The 18154-nt window shown below is 61.5% G+C and carries 18 protein-coding genes; 2 read left to right on the plus strand and 16 right to left on the minus strand.

Translation table 11 applies throughout. From position 1 onward, the window contains the following. Positions 1 to 45 precede the first annotated feature (45 nt). Positions 46 to 714, minus strand: a complete 669-nt coding sequence (ccmB, locus tag KVQ82_RS21620; protein WP_003222942.1) for a heme exporter protein CcmB — start codon at positions 712 to 714, stop codon at positions 46 to 48. Next, the gene (gene ccmA / locus KVQ82_RS21625; protein ID WP_045122041.1) at positions 711 to 1346 is read right to left on the minus strand and encodes a cytochrome c biogenesis heme-transporting ATPase CcmA; all 636 of its coding nucleotides are present in this window, start codon (positions 1344 to 1346) and stop codon (positions 711 to 713) included. Before ccmA ends, ccmB begins: the two co-directional genes overlap by 4 nt. Positions 1347 to 1543: 197 nt before the next feature. Between ccmA and KVQ82_RS21630 the strand changes: the two genes are divergently transcribed. Together KVQ82_RS21630 and KVQ82_RS21635 are read left to right on the plus strand one after the other, a co-directional pair. Beyond that, entirely contained in the window at positions 1544 to 3124 is a 1581-nt protein-coding gene (locus KVQ82_RS21630; RefSeq protein ID WP_222015776.1) for a flagellar hook-length control protein FliK, read from the plus strand. Continuing rightward, positions 3121 to 3450: an EscU/YscU/HrcU family type III secretion system export apparatus switch protein gene (locus KVQ82_RS21635; RefSeq protein ID WP_047599966.1), complete on the plus strand. Its 330-nt coding sequence runs from the start codon at positions 3121 to 3123 to the stop codon at positions 3448 to 3450. Before KVQ82_RS21630 ends, KVQ82_RS21635 begins: the two co-directional genes overlap by 4 nt. 91 nt (positions 3451 to 3541) lie before the next feature. Here the strand turns inward: KVQ82_RS21635 and KVQ82_RS21640 are convergent, their stop codons facing one another. The 14 genes from KVQ82_RS21640 to flhA form a co-directional block, all read right to left on the minus strand. Further along, positions 3542 to 3934, minus strand: a complete 393-nt coding sequence (locus KVQ82_RS21640; RefSeq protein ID WP_007961680.1) for a DUF2802 domain-containing protein — start codon at positions 3932 to 3934, stop codon at positions 3542 to 3544. Beyond that, positions 3935 to 4420, minus strand: a complete 486-nt coding sequence (locus KVQ82_RS21645; RefSeq protein WP_003222936.1) for a chemotaxis protein CheW — start codon at positions 4418 to 4420, stop codon at positions 3935 to 3937. 90 nt (positions 4421 to 4510) lie between these two features. Further along, positions 4511 to 5473: a CheW domain-containing protein gene (locus tag KVQ82_RS21650; RefSeq protein WP_222015778.1), complete on the minus strand. Its 963-nt coding sequence runs from the start codon at positions 5471 to 5473 to the stop codon at positions 4511 to 4513. Between the two features lie 2 nt (positions 5474 to 5475). Beyond that, a complete protein-coding gene (locus tag KVQ82_RS21655; protein WP_003222933.1) occupies positions 5476 to 6264 on the minus strand; it encodes a ParA family protein in 789 nt (262 codons plus the stop codon). Between the two features lie 43 nt (positions 6265 to 6307). After that, positions 6308 to 7198, minus strand: a complete 891-nt coding sequence (motD, locus tag KVQ82_RS21660; RefSeq protein ID WP_003222931.1) for a flagellar motor protein MotD — start codon at positions 7196 to 7198, stop codon at positions 6308 to 6310. Between the two features lie 15 nt (positions 7199 to 7213). Further along, complete coding sequence (locus tag KVQ82_RS21665; RefSeq protein ID WP_007967839.1) at positions 7214 to 7954, minus strand: flagellar motor protein; 741 nt, start codon at positions 7952 to 7954, stop codon at positions 7214 to 7216. Further along, the gene (locus KVQ82_RS21670; RefSeq protein WP_041072948.1) at positions 7954 to 9090 is read right to left on the minus strand and encodes a chemotaxis response regulator protein-glutamate methylesterase; all 1137 of its coding nucleotides are present in this window, start codon (positions 9088 to 9090) and stop codon (positions 7954 to 7956) included. Before KVQ82_RS21670 ends, KVQ82_RS21665 begins: the two co-directional genes overlap by 1 nt. A 49-nt stretch (positions 9091 to 9139) precedes the next feature. Beyond that, positions 9140 to 11419, minus strand: coding sequence for a chemotaxis protein CheA (locus tag KVQ82_RS21675; RefSeq protein ID WP_222015780.1), 2280 nt, complete (start codon positions 11417 to 11419; stop codon positions 9140 to 9142). A 54-nt stretch (positions 11420 to 11473) separates the two neighbouring features. Beyond that, on the minus strand, positions 11474 to 12262 hold the full coding sequence (locus KVQ82_RS21680) for a protein phosphatase CheZ (protein WP_027613919.1): 789 nt from the start codon (positions 12260 to 12262) through the stop codon (positions 11474 to 11476). 18 nt (positions 12263 to 12280) lie between these two features. Further along, a complete protein-coding gene (locus tag KVQ82_RS21685) occupies positions 12281 to 12652 on the minus strand; it encodes a chemotaxis response regulator CheY (RefSeq protein ID WP_003183998.1) in 372 nt (123 codons plus the stop codon). Positions 12653 to 12819: 167 nt separating this feature from the next. After that, positions 12820 to 13560, minus strand: coding sequence for an RNA polymerase sigma factor FliA (gene fliA / locus KVQ82_RS21690; RefSeq protein WP_007920004.1), 741 nt, complete (start codon positions 13558 to 13560; stop codon positions 12820 to 12822). After that, the gene (gene fleN, locus KVQ82_RS21695; RefSeq protein ID WP_003222917.1) at positions 13557 to 14387 is read right to left on the minus strand and encodes a flagellar synthesis regulator FleN; all 831 of its coding nucleotides are present in this window, start codon (positions 14385 to 14387) and stop codon (positions 13557 to 13559) included. Before fleN ends, fliA begins: the two co-directional genes overlap by 4 nt. 113 nt (positions 14388 to 14500) lie before the next feature. Continuing rightward, positions 14501 to 15841: a flagellar biosynthesis protein FlhF gene (gene flhF / locus KVQ82_RS21700; protein WP_222015783.1), complete on the minus strand. Its 1341-nt coding sequence runs from the start codon at positions 15839 to 15841 to the stop codon at positions 14501 to 14503. An 11-nt stretch (positions 15842 to 15852) separates the two neighbouring features. Next, positions 15853 to 17982 (minus strand): flagellar biosynthesis protein FlhA, encoded by a 2130-nt coding sequence (gene flhA / locus KVQ82_RS21705; RefSeq protein ID WP_041072957.1) that lies wholly within the window; start codon positions 17980 to 17982, stop codon positions 15853 to 15855. Between the last annotated feature and the right edge of the window lie 172 nt (positions 17983 to 18154).

The raw sequence follows: 18154 nt of genomic DNA on the forward strand, positions 1-18154 counted from the left end.
GAGCAGTCTCAGGGTCTTTGCTGGTTAAATTTTAACCAGACCTCATTATTCGCCGACGCTGATCTTCAGGCCAGCCGCTATTGCAAAAGGTGTCAGGGTGATCGCCAGGGCGGTCAGGCTACCCAGCCACAGCAGATACCCGGTCGCCGGCATGCCTTGCAAGGCGGCCTGCAAGGCGCCACTGCCAAGGATCAACACCGGGATGTACAACGGCAGAATCAGCAACGCCAGCAACAGGCCGCCGCGTTTCAGACCGACCGTCAGCGCCGCGCCCACCGCGCCGAGCAAGCTCAGCACCGGGGTACCCAGCAGCAAAGACAACAGCAACACTGGCAGGCAGGCGACCGGCAGACCGAGCATCAACGCCAGCAACGGCGAGAGCAGAACCAGTGCCAGTCCCGAGAACAGCCAGTGTGCCAGTACCTTGGCCAGCACCAGCAGGGGCAGCGGGTGCGGCGAAAGGACCCACTGCTCCAGAGAGCCATCTTCGAAATCACTGCGAAACAATCCGTCCAGCGAAAGCAGGACCGACAACAGCGCGGCCACCCAGACTAACCCCGGGGACAGGTTTTGCAAGACTTGAGTTTCCGGGCCGACGGCCAGCGGGAACAAAGCGATGACGATGGCGAAGAAAATCAGCGGATTGGCCAGTTCCGCCGGGCGACGAAACAGCAAACGGGACTCACGGGCAACCAGCAGGCCGAACACACTCATACTGCCCAGTTCCCCAGATCGATATCGCGATAACCGGCCGGCATCCGGCTCAGCGTGTGGTGCGTGGTCAGAACCACCAGACCGCCGCGCTCGCAGTGTCCGGCCAGGTGTTCTTCAAGCTGCGCCACGCCCTGTTTGTCGAGCGCGGTGAACGGCTCGTCGAGAATCCACAGCGGCGGGCTGTCCAGATACAGCCGCGCCAGCGCCACACGGCGTTGCTGACCGGCGGACAGGGTGTGGCAGGGAACATCTTCGAAACCGCGCAATCCTACGGCTGCCAGCGCCTGCCAGATTGCCTCGCGTTCAGCCGGCCGATGCAGGGCGCAGAGCCAGGACAGGTTCTCTTCCGGGGTCAGCAAGTCCTTGATCCCGGCGGCGTGGCCGATCCACAACAGGTTGCGCGCCAGTTCGCTCGGTTGTGCTGTCAAAGGCTGACCGTTGAGCAGCACCTGACCGCTGGTCGGCTGCATCAACCCGGACAACAGGCGCAGCAGGCTGGTCTTACCGCTGCCGTTGGGGCCGCTGATCTGCACCATATCGCCACTGGCCAGTCTTAATTCGAGATTTTCGAAGAGCAGCCGCAGGTCTCGCTCGCAGGCAAGGGCAACGGTTTGCAGGACAGGACTGGTCAAGGGATCACGGGCCTTATACGGTTCAAGTCGGCTCTGGCGCGGCCGTTAAAGAGATGCAGGATAAATGCAATGACGGTGCGAACCAGAGAGCTGGATCAAACAATTGCTATGTTTTCTGAACGAAGCGCAAGACGCGCGGCATTATACATGGCGTGCCTTACTCCCAAGAGCGCAATTTCCTCAGGTTGTGTCCGCGTATGACAGGCGAAATGAACATCCTCCCGCTTCCGCCCACCACCCCGGCGAACACGCGTCCGCTGGTGATGAGCGGTGAGTTGCTCAAGCTGCTGACCCCGGTCGAAGGCTTGATCGGTGCCGGGCAAAGCGCTCAGGCCGAGGTGTTGTCACTCAAGCAGGCGGATCAGACCTTTCAACTGTTGCTCAAGGTCACCGTCGACGGCGGCCGCCAGACCACCGTGCAAGCCAGCAGCAACCTGCCGCTGCCAACCGGTACCAACCTGGCGGTTACTCAGCCATCGGCGGGCAATCTGGCAATCACCGTGCAGCAGGCCATCGCCAGCAGCGTCGCCGCCCTCACCCGCATCGACACCGCGCAGTTGCCGGTCGGCACACTGCTGCAAGGCAAGGTGCTGACCTCGCAGACACTGCCGCAAGTGCCGGGGCAGCCGACGGTGTACCGCTCGCTGGTCAGTCTGCTCAACACCGCGCAAAGTGGCGCCACGCTGGACATCGACAGCCCGACGCCGCTGCGCATCGGCACCCTGCTTTCGGCACTGGTCGAAGACTCGCAAACCCTCAAATTCGTGCCACTGAGCAGCCGTCAGGAGCAATTGGCGGTGAGCCAGCAACTGCTCGGCCAACAAAGTCGCCAAGGCTCGCTGGACGGTTTGCTCAATGCTTTGCAAAACCTGCCGAGCGACGATGATCAGACTTCGCAGGATCTGCGCGCTGCCGTCGTGCGTCTGCTTGCCAATTTGCCCGATGTGCAGCAGATGAGCAGCGCCAAAGGCGTGGCCCTGGCCCTGGCCAACAGTGGCGCCTTCCTCGAAGCCAAATTGCTGACCGGACAGAATCCGGCGCTGGCCCCGGACATGAAAGCCGATCTGCTCAAACTGATCGCGCAACTGTCCCCGGGTGTGCCGGGCAATGCCAGTTTCAACGCGATCATTGCCGCCAACACCCTGGCGCAAGCGCTGCCGAGTTTCGTGCGCAACGCCCTCGGCACCCTCGGCCAGGTCAGCGCCAAACCCGTGCCGAGCAGTTTCCCGCTGCCCGACCGCCTGCTGCAAAGCCAGGACGGCGAAGGCGATCTGGAACATCTGCTGCGCCTCGCTGCAGCCGCCGTGTCGCGCCTGCAAAGCCATCAGTTGTCGAGTCTGGAACAGACCGGGGTCACCGATGACGGCCGCCTGCTCAGCACCTGGCAGTTGGAAATCCCCATGCGTAACCTGCAGGACATCGTGCCGTTGCAGGTCAAGTTCCAGCGCGAAGAAGCGCCGGAAAGAGAACCGCAACCCAACGAACGCCGCGACGAGCGCGAGCCCAAACAGCAACTGTGGCGCGTCGATCTGGCGTTCGATATGGAGCCGTTGGGGCCGATGCAAATTCAGGCGCAGCTGATTGCCGGCAGCCTGTCGAGTCAGCTCTGGGCCGAGCGCCCGTACACCGCCGACCTGATCGAAACCAACCTGTTCGCGCTGCGCCAGCGCCTGCTTGATCGCGGGCTGAACGTCGGTGATCTCGACTGCCACCTCGGCACCCCGCCGCAAGGCAATCAAACCCGTCTCGAACACCGCTGGGTCGACGAAACCGCATGAACGATTCCACTGCTCCACGCCAGGCCATCGCCCTCAAATACGACGGCAACCACGCCCCGACCCTCACCGCCAAGGGCGACGAGGAACTGGCCGAAGAAATCCTGCGCATTGCCCGCGACTGTGAAGTGCCGATCTATGAAAACGCCGAGCTGGTGCGCCTGTTGGCGCGAATGGAACTGGGCGACAGCATCCCCGAAGAGCTGTACCGCACGATCGCCGAGATCATCGCGTTTGCGTGGAATCTGAAGGGAAAATTCCCCGAGGGACAGGATCCGGATGCGCCGATGGTCGAGAAGGACGTTACCGCGCGCGGGGATGATTATTAAGCCTTGAAAGCAAAAGATCGCAGCCTTCGGCAGCTCCTACAGGGAAGCGCGTTCCAATGTAGAGCTGCCGCAGGCTGCGATCTTTTGATCTTCAGCTTCTGTGCAACTTGCGCATCAACTCCGCCTCAGCCTGGGTCAAACCGCAGGACTGAGTCAGCTCATCGACGCTCGCGCCCATGCCCACCAGTTTCGCCGCCTGGGCGAACGACAGGCTAGATGGGTCGCGCTGCTCCAGCGCAACTATCTTGTCCGGCAACGGGCCGACGACCGAGCGCAGCTCGTGCAGGGCTTCGCCCATGCGCACGTTGCCGTTCTGATAGTCGTCGACACGCTTGGCCAGGTCTTTGATGCGCTGATCACGCAGCGCGTCGCCCTGGGCCTGTTGCGCCGCGATTACGCGCTGCGCCTTGATGTACGCCAGAAACATTGCCAGCGTGCCTGCCCAGAAGAGGAACAGGACAATGACCGCCACCTCGAGAATCAATCAGATGCTCTCCAGTTCCGACCATTCTTCTTCGCTCATCATCTTGTCCAGCTCGACCAGGATCAGCAACTCGTTGTTCTTGTTGCACACGCCTTGGATGAACTTGGCCGATTCTTCATTGCCGACGTTCGGCGCGGTCTCGATTTCCGACTGACGCAGGTAAACCACTTCGGCCACGCTGTCGACCATGATCCCGACCACTTGCTTGTCGGCTTCGATGATGACAATACGGGTGTTGTCGCTGATCTCGCCGCTGTTCAGGCCGAAGCGCTGACGGGTGTCGATCACGGTGACCACGTTACCGCGCAGGTTGATGATGCCCAGCACGTAGCTTGGCGCACCCGGTACCGGAGCGATTTCGGTGTACCGCAGGACTTCCTGAACGCGCATCACGTTGATGCCGTAGGTTTCGTTGTCCAGCTTGAAGGTCACCCATTGCAGGATCGGATCTTCAGAACCTTTTGCATTCGTCGCCTGACTACTCATACCCTGACCCCTCGAAAAAACCGCACTGGGCGGTGTGTGTTCTGTGTGGAGGCATTGAAAAATGCCATCGCCTGATTGTTATGTCGGCTGCTATGTCGATTTATGTAGCGGCTTGTGGCCGCCCATGTGCTTTGCCCCGCCGCTGGCGATCAACTCGGCCAGCGCGGCTACATCAAGTAATGCACACATGTGCTCTATCACCGTGCCGGCGAGCCATGGCCGCTGACCCCGGTGACTTCTCCATTTGATTTCATTCGGATCCAGACGCAACGAACGGCTGACCTGATGCACCGCCAGGCCCCATTCGTAACCTTGTACCGAAATCACGTACTGCAGGCCCTGACGGAAATCATCGCGATAGCGATCCGGCATGACCCAACGCGCCGTGTCCAAGACTTTCAGATTGCCGGCCTGGCTCGGCAGAATCCCGAGGAACCATTCCGGCTGCCCGAACAGCGGCGTCAACTCGTGGCCGGCCAGCGAATAGATTGAGCCCAGGCACACCAGCGGCACCGCCAGCGTCAGCCCGGCAACATCGAACAACAGGCACTCGAACGCTTCGGCAGCCCAGGCCGGACGGCCATCGGTGTCCACCGGAGGTGGCGTGTTGCTTGGCGGCAGGTGAACTTCCACCACCGGCGGCACCAGCGTCTGCTCGACGGGTGCCGGCGCAACTGGCGCAGGTTCGGCCACGACCGGTTCCGGCGCGGTTTTCAACAATTGGGTTTGCAGCAGCGGGGCGAGTGTCGAAACCGGCGCGCGTGGCGGCTCGGCTTCTTCGATCAACGCCACTGGCGCCTTGGCGATCGGTGCGGCGGCAGGCGCGGCAACCGGGGCGGCAGGTTTGGCGGCTTTCTGCGCATCACGCGCCTGCTCTTCCAGTACCGCAGCCTGAAACTCATCCAGCGCCGCAGCACTTTCGGCCACCTCGACCGGCGCCTCGACCGGCATTTCCACTGGCGGCAACTCGTCAGGGATTTCCTGCAGCAAGCTGTCCAGATAGGACTGCAACGCCAGTTGCGGACGCGACGTCAGTTTGATCGGCCGATTCATGCTCAAGCCACCTGCGGAACAAGTTGCTGCGCCAGCAGATGCTTGAGCAACGCGCGGTACGCCAGCACGCCACGACTCTTGCCGTCGAACTGCGAAGGCGTGACCCCGGCCCGGCTGGCATCACGCAGACGGGTATCGACCGGGATGTAACCCTGCCAGATCTCTTCCGGAAACTTGTCGCGCAGCACGCGCAAGGTGCCCAGCGACGCCTGGGTGCGGCGGTCGAACAGGGTCGGCACGATGCTGAACGGCAGCGCCTGTTTGCGCGAGCGGTTGATCATCGCCAAGGTGTTGACCATGCGCTCCAGGCCTTTGACGGCCAGGTGCTCGGTCTGCACCGGGATCACCAGTTGCTGGCTCGCGGCCAGGGCGTTGACCATCAACACGCCGAGCAACGGCGGGCTGTCGATGATCGCGTAATCGAAGTCCTGCCACAGCTGCGCCAGACTCTTGGCGATCACCAGGCCCAAACCACTCTGCCCCGGCGACTGGCGCTCAAGGGTGGCGAGTGCGGTACTCGACGGCAACAGGGAAATGCGTTCGTCGCTGGTCGACAACAGCAACTGCCCGGGCAAGCCTTGCGGCACGCTGCCCTTGTGCAGAAACAGGTCGTAGTTGCTGTGTTCCAGGCTGTCGGGGTCGTAGCCGAAATAGCTGGTCATTGAGCCGTGCGGGTCGAGATCGACCACAACCACGCGCTTGCCCGCCTCCGCCAGCAACCCGGCTAAAGCGATGGAAGATGTGGTTTTACCGACACCACCCTTTTGATTGGCGACTGCCCAGACTCTCATTCGGTTCGTTCCTCCCGGCCGAGATCCTCGACCGAGACATAGCTCAGCGTATTAATGCGGGCGACGGAGAATTGACGGCACTCTCGCGTCCCGGCGTCTTGACCGGGGTCGGTGCAGTTTGTGTGCCAGCACGCTTCAATGCTGCGTCCGGTTGCGCATTGGCGGTCCCGGTGCCGGTCAGACTGCGGCGCACATCGAGATTGCGCGACACCACCAGCACCACACGACGGTTTTTCGCCCGGCCTTCGGCGGTGGCGTTGTTGGCCACCGGCTGAAACTCACCGTAACCCACCGAGGCCAGACGCCCGGGGTTCACGCCCTGCATCGCCAGCATCCGTACGATGCTCGCCGAACGCGCCGAGGACAGCTCCCAGTTGGTCGGGTACTGCGCAGTGCGGATCGGCTGATCGTCGGTGAAGCCTTCGACGTGGATCGGGTTATCGAACGGTTTGAGGATCGCCGCGACCTTGTCGATGATGTTGAAGGCGATGTCGCTCGGCATCGCGTCGCCACTGCCGAACAACAGGCTGGAGTTGAGTTCGATCTCGACCCACAACTCATTGCCGCGCACAGTCATCTGGTTGGAAGCAATCAGGTCGCCGAACGCGGCACTGATGTCATCGGCGATGCTTTTCAGCGGATCGCTGGCCCCGGCGATACCCGCATCGACCTGCTCGCTGTCCTTGACCAGCGGCTTGGCCGGGGTGACGGTTTTCGGTCGTTCTTCACCAATCGGAATCGGCTTGAGCGAGCGATCGGAGTCGGTGAAAACCCCGATCAACGCTTCGGAAATGACTTTGTACTTGCCTTCGTTGATCGACGAGATCGAGTACATCACCACAAAGAACGCGAACAGCAGCGTGATGAAATCCGCGTAGGACACGAGCCAGCGCTCGTGATTAACGTGTTCTTCCTGATGCCTGCGGCGAGCCATAGTCCATTACCCCCATCAATCCATGAAGCCCTGAAGCTTCAGCTCGATAGAGCGAGGGTTTTCACCTTCGGCGATCGACAAAATACCTTCCAACAACATTTCGCGATAACGCGACTGCCGCAACGCGATTGACTTGAGCTTGGCCGCCACCGGCAGCAACACCAGGTTGGCACTGGCCACGCCGTAGATGGTCGCGACGAATGCCACGGCAATGCCGCTGCCCAATTGCGTCGGATCAGCGAGGTTGCCCATCACATGGATCAGGCCCATCACCGCACCGATGATGCCGATGGTCGGCGCGTAGCCGCCCATGCTTTCGAAGACTTTGGCCGCTTCGATGTCGCGGGCTTCCTGGGTGTAGAAATCCACTTCGAGGATGCTGCGGATCGCTTCCGGCTCGGCGCCGTCGACCAGCAGTTGCAGGCCTTTGCGCGAGTAGTTGTCCGGCTCGGCATCGGCGACGCCTTCCAGGCCGAGCAGGCCTTCCTTGCGCGCAGTGAGGCTCCAGTTGACCACGCGGTCGATGCCGCCAGCCAGATCCACCCGTGGCGGAAACAGGATCCAGGCGAGGATCTGCATGGCGCGCTTGAAGGCGCTCATCGGCGATTGCAACAGCGCTGCACCGATGGTGCCACCGAGGACGATCAGCGCCGCCGGGCCGTTGGCCAGCGCGCCGAGGTGACCGCCCTCAAGGAAGTTGCCGCCAATGATGGCGACGAACGCCAGGATAATCCCGATAAGGCTTAAAACATCCATCAGATACACGCCTCGACAATGTGCTTGCCGATGTCGTCCAGGCCGTAGACCGCGTCAGCCAGATCGGCTTTGACGATGGCCATCGGCATGCCGTAGATCACGCAGCTTGCTTCGTCCTGGGCCCATACCGAGCTGCCGCCCTGCTTGAGCAGACGCGCGCCTTCACGGCCGTCGGCGCCCATGCCGGTGAGGACCACCGCCAGAACTTTGTCGCCGTAGGACTTGGCCGCCGAACCGAAGGTGATGTCCACGCAGGGCTTGTAATTCAGACGCTCGTCGCCCGGCAGGATTTTCACCGCGCCACGGCCGTCGATCATCATCTGCTTGCCACCCGGGGCCAGCAGCGCCAGGCCTGGACGCAGGATGTCGCCATCCTCGGCTTCCTTGACGCTGATGCGGCACAGCTTGTCCAGACGCTCGGCAAACGCCTTGGTGAACGCCGCCGGCATGTGCTGGATCAGCACGATCGGCGCCGGGAAGTTTGCCGGCAATTGGGTCAGCACCCGTTGCAGGGCAACCGGGCCGCCGGTCGAGGTGCCGATGGCGACCAGTTTGTAGGCTTTGCGTTTCGGAGCCGGCGACGACGCGCTGGCGGCTGGCGCGCGAGCAGGTGCTGGAGCCGGCGCCGGACGCGTCGGAGCAGCAGTGCTGTGGCTGCTGAAACTCGAAGCCGCCGGGGCGGGTGCAGGCGTCGGTGCAGCGGCCGGAGCCGGCGCACTGTAGGCACTGAAACGACGGTTACTGCGCGAGATGCTGTGGACCTTCTCGCACAGCAGTTGCTTGACCTTCTCGGGGTTGCGCGAGATGTCTTCGAAATTCTTCGGCAGGAAATCCACCGCGCCAGCGTCCAGCGCATCCAGGGTCACCCGGGCGCCTTCGTGCGTCAGCGAGGAGAACATCAACACCGGGGTCGGGCAACGCTGCATGATGTGCCGCACTGCCGTGATGCCATCCATCATCGGCATCTCGTAGTCCATGGTGATCACGTCCGGCTTGAGGGCCAGGGCCTGATCGATCGCCTCTTTACCGTTGGTGGCCGTGCCGACCACCTGGATGCTCGGATCCGCTGAAAGAATTTCCGAGACGCGGCGGCGGAAAAAACCCGAATCGTCCACCACCAGGACTTTGACTGCCATAAACACTCCATTAGGTGCAGCGGGACGTTGTCGCCCCGCCGCCCCGGATTCAAATACGCTTCGTCGCGTAACGCTTGAGCATGCTTGGAACATCGAGGATCAGCGCGATGCGGCCGTCACCGGTGATGGTGGCGCCGGACATGCCCGGAGTGCCCTGCAGCATTTTGCCCAATGGCTTGATGACCACTTCTTCCTGGCCGACCAGTTGATCGACGACGAAGCCGATCCGCTGGGTGCCCACCGACAGGATCACCACATGGCCTTCACGCTGCTCTTCGTGAGCGGCGGAGCTGACCAGCCAGCGCTTGAGGTAGAACAATGGCAGCGCCTTGTCCCGCACGATCACCACTTCCTGGCCATCCACCACGTTGGTGGTCGACAGGTCGAGGTGGAAAATTTCGTTGACGTTGACCAGCGGGAACGCAAACGCCTGATTGCCGAGCATGACCATCAGGGTCGGCATGATCGCCAGGGTCAGCGGCACCTTGATGACGATCTTCGAGCCCTGGCCCTTGGTCGAGTAGATGTTGATCGAACCGTTGAGCTGGGAAATCTTGGTCTTCACCACGTCCATGCCGACACCACGGCCAGACACGTCGGAGATCTCGGTCTTGGTCGAGAAACCCGGGGCGAAGATCAGGTTGTAGCACTCGGTATCGCTCAGGCGATCGGCCGCGTCCTTGTCCATCACACCGCGCTTTACCGCGATCGAACGCAGGACGTTCGGGTCCATGCCCTTGCCGTCGTCGGAGATCGACAACAGGATGTGGTCGCCTTCCTGCTCGGCCGCCAGTACCACGCGACCGCCACGGGCCTTGCCCGAAGCTTCGCGTTCTTCCGGCGACTCGATGCCGTGGTCGACCGCGTTGCGCACCAAGTGGACCAGCGGGTCGGCCAGGGCCTCGACAAGGTTTTTGTCGAGGTCGGTTTCTTCACCCACCAGTTCCAGGTTGATCTCTTTCTTGAGCTGACGCGCCAGGTCACGAACCAGACGCGGGAAGCGCCCGAAGACCTTCTTGATCGGCTGCATCCGGGTCTTCATCACCGCGGTCTGCAAGTCCGCCGTGACCACGTCGAGGTTCGACACGGCCTTGGACATGGCTTCGTCGCCGCTGTTGAGACCCAGGCGCACCAGGCGGTTACGCACCAGCACCAGTTCGCCGACCATGTTCATGATTTCGTCGAGACGCGCGGTATCGACCCGCACGGTGGTCTCGGCTTCGCTCGCCGGTTTTTCCGGCGGCGGTGCAGCGGGAGCACGGGCCGGCGCTGGCGCAGCAGCGGCAGCCGGTTTCGGCGTTTCGGCTTTCGGTTCAGGCTTGGGCGCCGCTTTCGGCGCAGCAGCCGGAGCGGCGGCCTTGGCAACTGGCGCAGCCACGGTCGACGCGGTGCCTGCAGCAGCGGCGCCAACGTCGGTGAACTTGCCTTTGCCGTGCAACTCGTCGAGCAACGATTCGAATTCGTGATCGCTGATCAGATCACTGCCGGCAGCCGCGGCCGCCGGTGCGGCAGGCGCAGCCGGTGCCGAGGCAATTGCCGATTCCAGCGCTTCAACGGCGAAGTTGCCCTTGCCGTGCAATTGATCGAGCAGTGCTTCGAATTCGTCGTCGGTGATGTCCGAACTGTCACCGGCAGCCGGTGCCGTCGGAGCAGCCGCGGTCGGTGCCACGGCGTCTGGCGCGAACTGGCCTTTGCCGTGCAACTGATCGAGCAACGACTCGAATTCGGCGTCGGTGATTTCATCGCTGGCGGCCGCATCGGCAGCCGGCGCAGGCGCAGCAGCGGCCGGGGCTTCGGCTTCAGCCTTGACGGCGTTCAGCGAATCCAGCAGCTGTTCAAATTCGTTATCGGTGATGTCGCCCGAATCGCTCGAATCGCCTTCGACGACCAGCTCTTCGATCATCTCGGCCACCGGCGAAGCCGGAGCTTCGTCCGCCGATTGCGGCTCGGCCAGACGCGCCAGCGCGGCCAGCAGTTCCGGAGTGGCGGCCGTGATCGGTGCACGTTCACGGACTTCGCTGAACATGCTGTTCACCGCGTCCAGTGCTTCAAGCACCACGTCCATCAGTTCTGCATCAACGCGACGCTCACCCTTGCGCAGGATGTCGAACACGTTTTCGGCGATGTGACAGCACTCCACCAGCTCGTTGAGCTGAAGGAAGCCGGCGCCCCCTTTTACAGTGTGGAAACCGCGAAAAATTGCGTTGAGCAGATCTGCGTCATCCGGGCGGCTTTCCAGCTCGACCAGTTGCTCGGACAGTTGCTCAAGAATCTCGCCGGCCTCAACCAGGAAATCCTGAAGGATCTCTTCATCGGCGCCGAAGCTCATTAATGGGGTGCTCCTACAGGTCTAAAAACCCAAAAAACCTAAAATTCCAAAACTCTAGAATCCGAGGCTGGATAACAAATCGTCCACATCGTCCTGACCGGACACAACGTCTTCTCGTTTATCGGCATGAATCTGCGGACCTTCACCCTGCGAGAGATGTTTTTGTGGATCTTTTTCTGCAAGCATCGCGGCACGGTCGTGTTCGATGCCCGCAAAGCGGTCAACCTGACTGGCCATGAGGACGAGTTTGAGCAAATTGCTTTCGACTTCGGTGACCAGTTGGGTCACACGCTTGATCACCTGACCGGTGAGGTCCTGGTAATCCTGAGCCAGCAGGATGTCGTTCAGGTTGCTCGACACCGCACGGTTGTCCGTGCTGCTGCGTGACAGAAAACCGTCGACCCGGCGCGCCAGCTCGCGGAACTCTTCAGCCCCGACTTCACGACGCATGAAGCGGCCCCAATCGGTGCTCAGGGCCTGGGCTTCTTCAGCCAGGCCATTGACCACCGGGGTCGCGCTTTCCACCAGATCCATGGTGCGGTTGGCCGCGGCTTCGGTCAGCTTGACCACATAGCCCAGGCGTTCGGTGGCGTCGGTGATTTGCGACACTTCCTCGGCCTGCGGCATGTGCGGATCAATCTGGAAGTTGACGATCGCACTGTGCAGTTCGCGTGTGAGCTTGCCCACTTCCTGATACAGGCCACGGTCACGGGTCTGATTGAGCTCATGGATCAGTTGCACAGCGTCGCCGAACCTGCCTTTTTCAAGGCTCTCGACCAGTTCGACCGCGTGTTTTTTCAGGGTCGATTCGAAATCGCCCTGTGAAGATTCGTTATGCTCCATAGCTCCCCCGCGCGTTCATCAGCCGATGCGTTCGAAAATCTTCTCGATTTTTTCTTTCAGCGCCTGAGCCGTGAAAGGTTTGACCACGTAGCCGTTCACGCCGGCCTGGGCCGCTTCGATGATCTGCTCGCGCTTGGCTTCGGCAGTCACCATCAGCACGGGCAGGTGCTTGAGTTTTTCATCGGCACGCACGTGGCGCAGCAGGTCGATACCGGTCATGCCCGGCATGTTCCAGTCCGTTACCAGAAAGTCGATGCTTCCGCTGTTGAGCACCGGAATGGCAGTGGTGCCATCGTCGGCCTCGACGGTGTTGGTGAACCCCAGATCACGCAGCAGGTTCTTGATGATCCGCCGCATCGTTGAGAAGTCATCAACGATGAGGATTTTCATGTTCTTGTCCAATTCGACCTCCAAGCAGTCTTAAACGCGCCCAGCACCTGGACGCGCCATTTCAATCAATCCGGCAAAGCACTCGATGACTGTCTGGAGCACAACAGAGCAAGACCGGTGCCGTTCATCACCGCACCAGCCTCGTTCGCAGTGTCCCCACACTGCCTTCAGCGCGCTCGCCACTCCCCCAAACGCCCCCGCAAGCGGGCCGCGCACTGGCTGTGTAACTGGCTGACCCGCGATTCACTGACGCCAAGGACTTCACCGATTTCCTTGAGGTTCAGTTCTTCGTCGTAGTACAGCGCCAACACCAGTCGCTCACGCTCCGGCAAATTGGCAATCGCGTCCGCCAGCGCAGCCTGGAAGCGTTCATCTTCCAGATCGCGTGACGGCTCAAGATGAGCACTGGCGCCATCCTCGTGCAGCCCTTCGTGTTCGCCGTCCTGCAGCAGGTCGTCGAAACTGAACAGCCGGCTGCCCAGCGTGTCATTCAAAATCCCGTAGTAATCATCGAGACTCAATTGGAGTTCGGCCGCAACCTCGTGATCTTTAGCATCACGGCCGGTTTTAGCTTCAATTGAGCGAATTGCGTCGCTGACCATACGGGTGTTGCGGTGAACCGAGCGTGGTGCCCAATCCCCCTTGCGCACTTCATCGAGCATCGCGCCGCGGATCCGAATGCCCGCGTACGTTTCGAAACTGGCGCCTTTGCTGGCGTCATATTTGGTCGAGACTTCGAGCAGGCCGATCATCCCGGCCTGAATCAGGTCTTCGACCTGCACACTCGCCGGCAAGCGCGCCAGCAGGTGATAGGCAATGCGCTTGACCAGTGGCGCGTAACGCTCGATCAACTCGTACTGCGCGTCACGTGCCGATTTCTTGTAGTAGTTCATACCGCTGGCGGTCATAACACAGGCCCTGCCGTTTGCTGCACGAGGCGCTCGACGAAAAACTCAAGGTGCCCACGCGGGTTGGCAGGCAGCGGCCAGGTATCGACCTTCTGTGCGATCGCCTTGAACGCCAGCGCGCACTTGGAACGCGGAAAGGCTTCATAGACCGCTCGCTGCTTCTGCACTGCCTTGCGCACGCTTTCGTCGTACGGCACCGCGCCGACGTATTGTAAGGCGACGTCGAGAAAGCGATCCGTGACCTTGGTCAACTTGGCGAACAGATTGCGCCCTTCCTGCGGGCTCTGCGCCATGTTGGCGAGGACGCGGAAGCGGTTCATGCCGTAGTCGCGGTTGAGCAGTTTGATCAGCGCGTAGGCGTCGGTGATCGAGGTCGGCTCGTCGCAGACCACCAGCAACACTTCCTGCGCCGCGCGCACGAAACTGACTACCGAGTCACCAATGCCCGCAGCGGTGTCGATCACCAGTACATCGAGATTGTCGCCGATGTCGCTGAAGGCCTGAATCAGACCGGCATGTTGCGCCGGGCTCAGGTGCACCATGCTTTGGGTGCCGGAAGCGGCCGGTACGATGCGGATCCCGCCGGGGCCCTGCAACAGCACGTCGCGCAGCTCGCAGCGGCCTTCGATCACATCGGCCAGCGTGCGTTTGGGGGTCAGTCCCAGCAGAACGTCGACGTTCGCCAGCCCCAGGTCAGCGTCCAGCAGCATGACCCGACGGCCAAGCTCTGCCAGCGCCAGAGACAAGTTCACTGACACGTTAGTCTTGCCGACGCCACCTTTGCCGCCGGTCACCGCGATCACCTGTACGGGATGCATGCTGCCCATGTTATTTCTTTACCTTGTCTTGCATAGACGGAGGCCACATTACTGGCTGCGCGTTCACAACCGGAACAATGCATGGCAGACCATCGATGTAGGTACAAAAACTGTTCATTACCTCAGCCAACCTGCTTGGTCGGGCTGTGGTAGATATCAGCGAACATGTCAGCCATGGCTTCTTCGCTGGGTTCTTCCTGCATTTGCACGCTGACGGCGCGGCTGACCAGCTGATGACGGCGCGGCAGATGCAGATCATCCGGAATCCGTGGTCCATCGGTCAGGTACGCGACCGGCAGTTCATGACTGATCGCCAGGCTCAACACTTCGCCAAGGCTGGCCGTCTCATCCAGTTTAGTCAGGATGCAGCCGGCAAGCCCGCAACGCTTGTAACTGTGATAAGCGGCGGTTAGAACCTGTTTCTGGCTGGTGGTTGCCAGCACCAGATAATTTTTTGAACGGATGCCACGCCCGGCCAGACTTTCCAGCTGCATGCGCAGCGCCGGATCGCTGGCCTGCAGGCCGGCGGTATCGATCAGCACCACGCGCTTGCGCAGCAATGGATCCAGCGCCTGCACCAACGACTGGCCCGGATCGACGTGGGTCACCGGCACGTTGAGAATCCGCCCCAGGGTCTTGAGTTGTTCCTGCGCACCGATGCGGAAGCTGTCCATGCTGACCAGCGCCACATTCTGCGCGCCGTACTTGAGCACGTAGCGCGCAGCGAGTTTGGCCAGGGTGGTGGTCTTGCCCATGCCGGCCGGGCCGACCATGGCAATCACTCCACCCTCTTCCAGCGGCTCGACTTCCGGTACGGCAATCATCCGCGCCAGGTGCGCGAGCAACATGCGCCAGGCCTGACGTGGTTCTTCGATGTCGGTGATCATCGCCAGCAGGTCGCGCGACAACGGCCCGGACAGACCGATGCGCTGCAGGCGGCGATACAGATTGGCTTGCGCCGGACGACTACCTTGCAACTGGTTCCAGGCCAGGGTGCCGAGCTGCACTTCCATCAGCTCACGCAGACTGTTCAATTCGAAACGCATCGAATCCAGCGCACGCGGATCGACACCCGCCGATGCCGCTGCAGGTGCCGGCGCCGGGCGCGCCGGGGCGGCGTAGGTCGGTTCGCTCAACGGTTCGGCAGCGGTCAGTGGCAGGCCGGCCGTCAACGGCAGCCCGGCAAAGATCTGGCGATTGCTATTGCCATCGGCTTCGCCACGCAGGCTCAGTTCGGCCTTAGCAGTGACGATGCGCGACTGGGTCTTGCGCAGTTCGTCCTCGAGTTCCATGTTCGGAACCCGTGGCGCCAGCGCCGACAATTTGTAATCCAGCGCCGCCGTCAGCTCGACGCCGCCGGCAATGCGGCGGTTGCCAATGATGGCGGCATCAGCGCCCAGCTCATCACGAACCAGCTTCATGGCCTGACGCATATCGGCGGCGAAAAAACGCTTAACTTGCATAAACCACTACCTCAGCCGTTGGGCCCTACTGTCGCAACGATGGTCACTTGCTTGTTGTCCGGAATTTCCTGGTAGGCCAGCACGTGCAGCCCCGGGACGGCGAGGCGACCGAAACGCGAGAGCATCGCGCGGATCGGGCCTGCTACCAACAGGATCACCGGTTGACCTTGCATTTCCTGGCGCTGCGCCGCTTCGATGAGCGAACGCTGCAGCTTCTCGGCCATGCTTGGCTCCAGCAGAACGCCCTCTTCCGAGCCTTGTCCTGCCTTCTGCAGACTATTGAGCAATATTTGTTCCAACCTTGGTTCCAAGGTGATCACAGGCAGCTCGGAGTCAGTGCCTACAATGCTTTGGACGATGGCGCGGGATACGCCGACGCGTACGGCGGCCACCAAAGCGGCGGTATCTTGACTCTTGGCGGCGTTGTTGGCGATGGCTTCGGCAATGCTGCGGATGTCGCGTACCGGCACGTGTTCGGCCAGCAATGCCTGCAGCACCTTGAGCAATTGCGACAGCGACACCACACCCGGCACCAGCTCTTCAGCCAGTTTCGGCGAGCTTTTGGCCAGCAATTGCATGAGTTGCTGCACTTCTTCGTGGCCGATCAGCTCACTGGAGTGTTTGTACAGAATCTGGTTCAAGTGCGTCGCGACCACGGTACTGGCGTCGACCACGGTGTACCCGAGCGATTGCGCCTGCGCGCGCTGGCTGACTTCGATCCACACTGCCTCCAGGCCGAAAGCCGGATCTTTGGCGGTAATGCCGTTGAGCGTGCCGTAGACCTGCCCCGGGTTGATCGCCAGTTCGCGGTCCGGGTAGATCTCGGCTTCAGCCAGGATCACGCCCATCAGGGTCAGGCGATAGGCGCTCGGCGCCAGATCGAGGTTGTCACGGATGTGCACGGTCGGCATCAGGAAGCCCAGGTCCTGCGAGAGCTTCTTGCGCACGCCCTTGATCCGCGCCAGCAACTGCCCGCCCTGATTGCGATCGACCAGCGGGATCAGGCGATAGCCGACTTCCAGGCCGATCATGTCGATCGGCGTCACGTCATCCCAGCCCAGCTCCTTGGTCTCCATGGCGCGGGCCGGCGACGGCAGCAGTTCCTGCTGACGCTGAACTTCCTGCAGCGCCTGCACCTTGGCGACGTTCTGTTTTTTCCAGAACAAGTAGGCGCCACCGGCGGCCAGCGCAGCCATGCTCAGAAACGAGAAATGCGGCATGCCCGGAACCAGACCCATGACCGCCATCAGACCAGCCGCCACTGCCAGTGCTTTGGGCGAAGCGAACATCTGCCGGTTGATTTGCTTGCCCATGTCTTCCGAACCGGAAGCACGGGTCACCATGATCGCTGCCGCTGTCGATAACAACAGTGATGGCAATTGCGCCACCAAACCGTCACCGATGGTCAGCAAGGCGTACACCTTGCCGGCGTCGGCGAAGTTCATGTTGTGCTGGAAGATACCGACCGCCATGCCACCGATGAGGTTGATGAACAGGATCAGCAAGCCGGCAATGGCGTCACCCCGCACGAACTTGCTGGCACCGTCCATCGAACCGTAGAACTCAGCCTCTTGCGCGACTTCCTGACGGCGCGCCTTGGCCTGGTTCTGGTCGATCAGACCGGCGTTGAGGTCGGCGTCGATCGCCATTTGTTTGCCAGGCATTGCGTCGAGGGTGAAGCGCGCGCTCACCTCGGAAATCCGCCCGGCACCCTTGGTCACCACGACGAAGTTGATGATCATCAGGATCGCGAAGACCACGATACCGACCACGTAGTTACCGCCGATCACTACTTCACCGAAGGCCTGGATCACCTTGCCGGCGGCGGCGTGGCCGTCCTGACCGTGGAGCATCACCACCCGCGTCGAGGCCACGTTCAACGCCAGCCGCAGCAGCGTCGCCACCAGCAGAATCGTCGGGAACACCGCGAAATCCAGCGGCCGCAACGCGTACACGCAGACCAGCAGGACGACAATCGACAAGGCGATGTTGAAGGTGAAGAACACGTCCAGCAGGAACGGCGGCACCGGCAGCATCATCATGGCCAGCATGACCAGCAGCAACAACGGCACGCCCAGATTGCCTCGACTGAGGTCGGCAACATTCGAGCGAGCAGTGTTGAATAACTGAGAGCGATCCACCGGTTTTCCCCGTTCCTTTAAAGCAAACTTTTGACGCCCGAAGCGGGCGCACGGCGGCTACTGCAAGAAGCCTTCCAACTTTTGCCGGGGATTGAAATTGAGGTTTGCTCCAGGGGAAGTGTCTTGAAAGAAGCTGGGCGCCATGGAGCCGACCGCGAAACAGACGCAGGAC

The sequence above is a fragment of the Pseudomonas sp. AO-1 genome, assembly GCF_019775695.1.
In the GTDB taxonomy this organism is placed as follows: domain Bacteria; phylum Pseudomonadota; class Gammaproteobacteria; order Pseudomonadales; family Pseudomonadaceae; genus Aquipseudomonas; species Aquipseudomonas parakoreensis.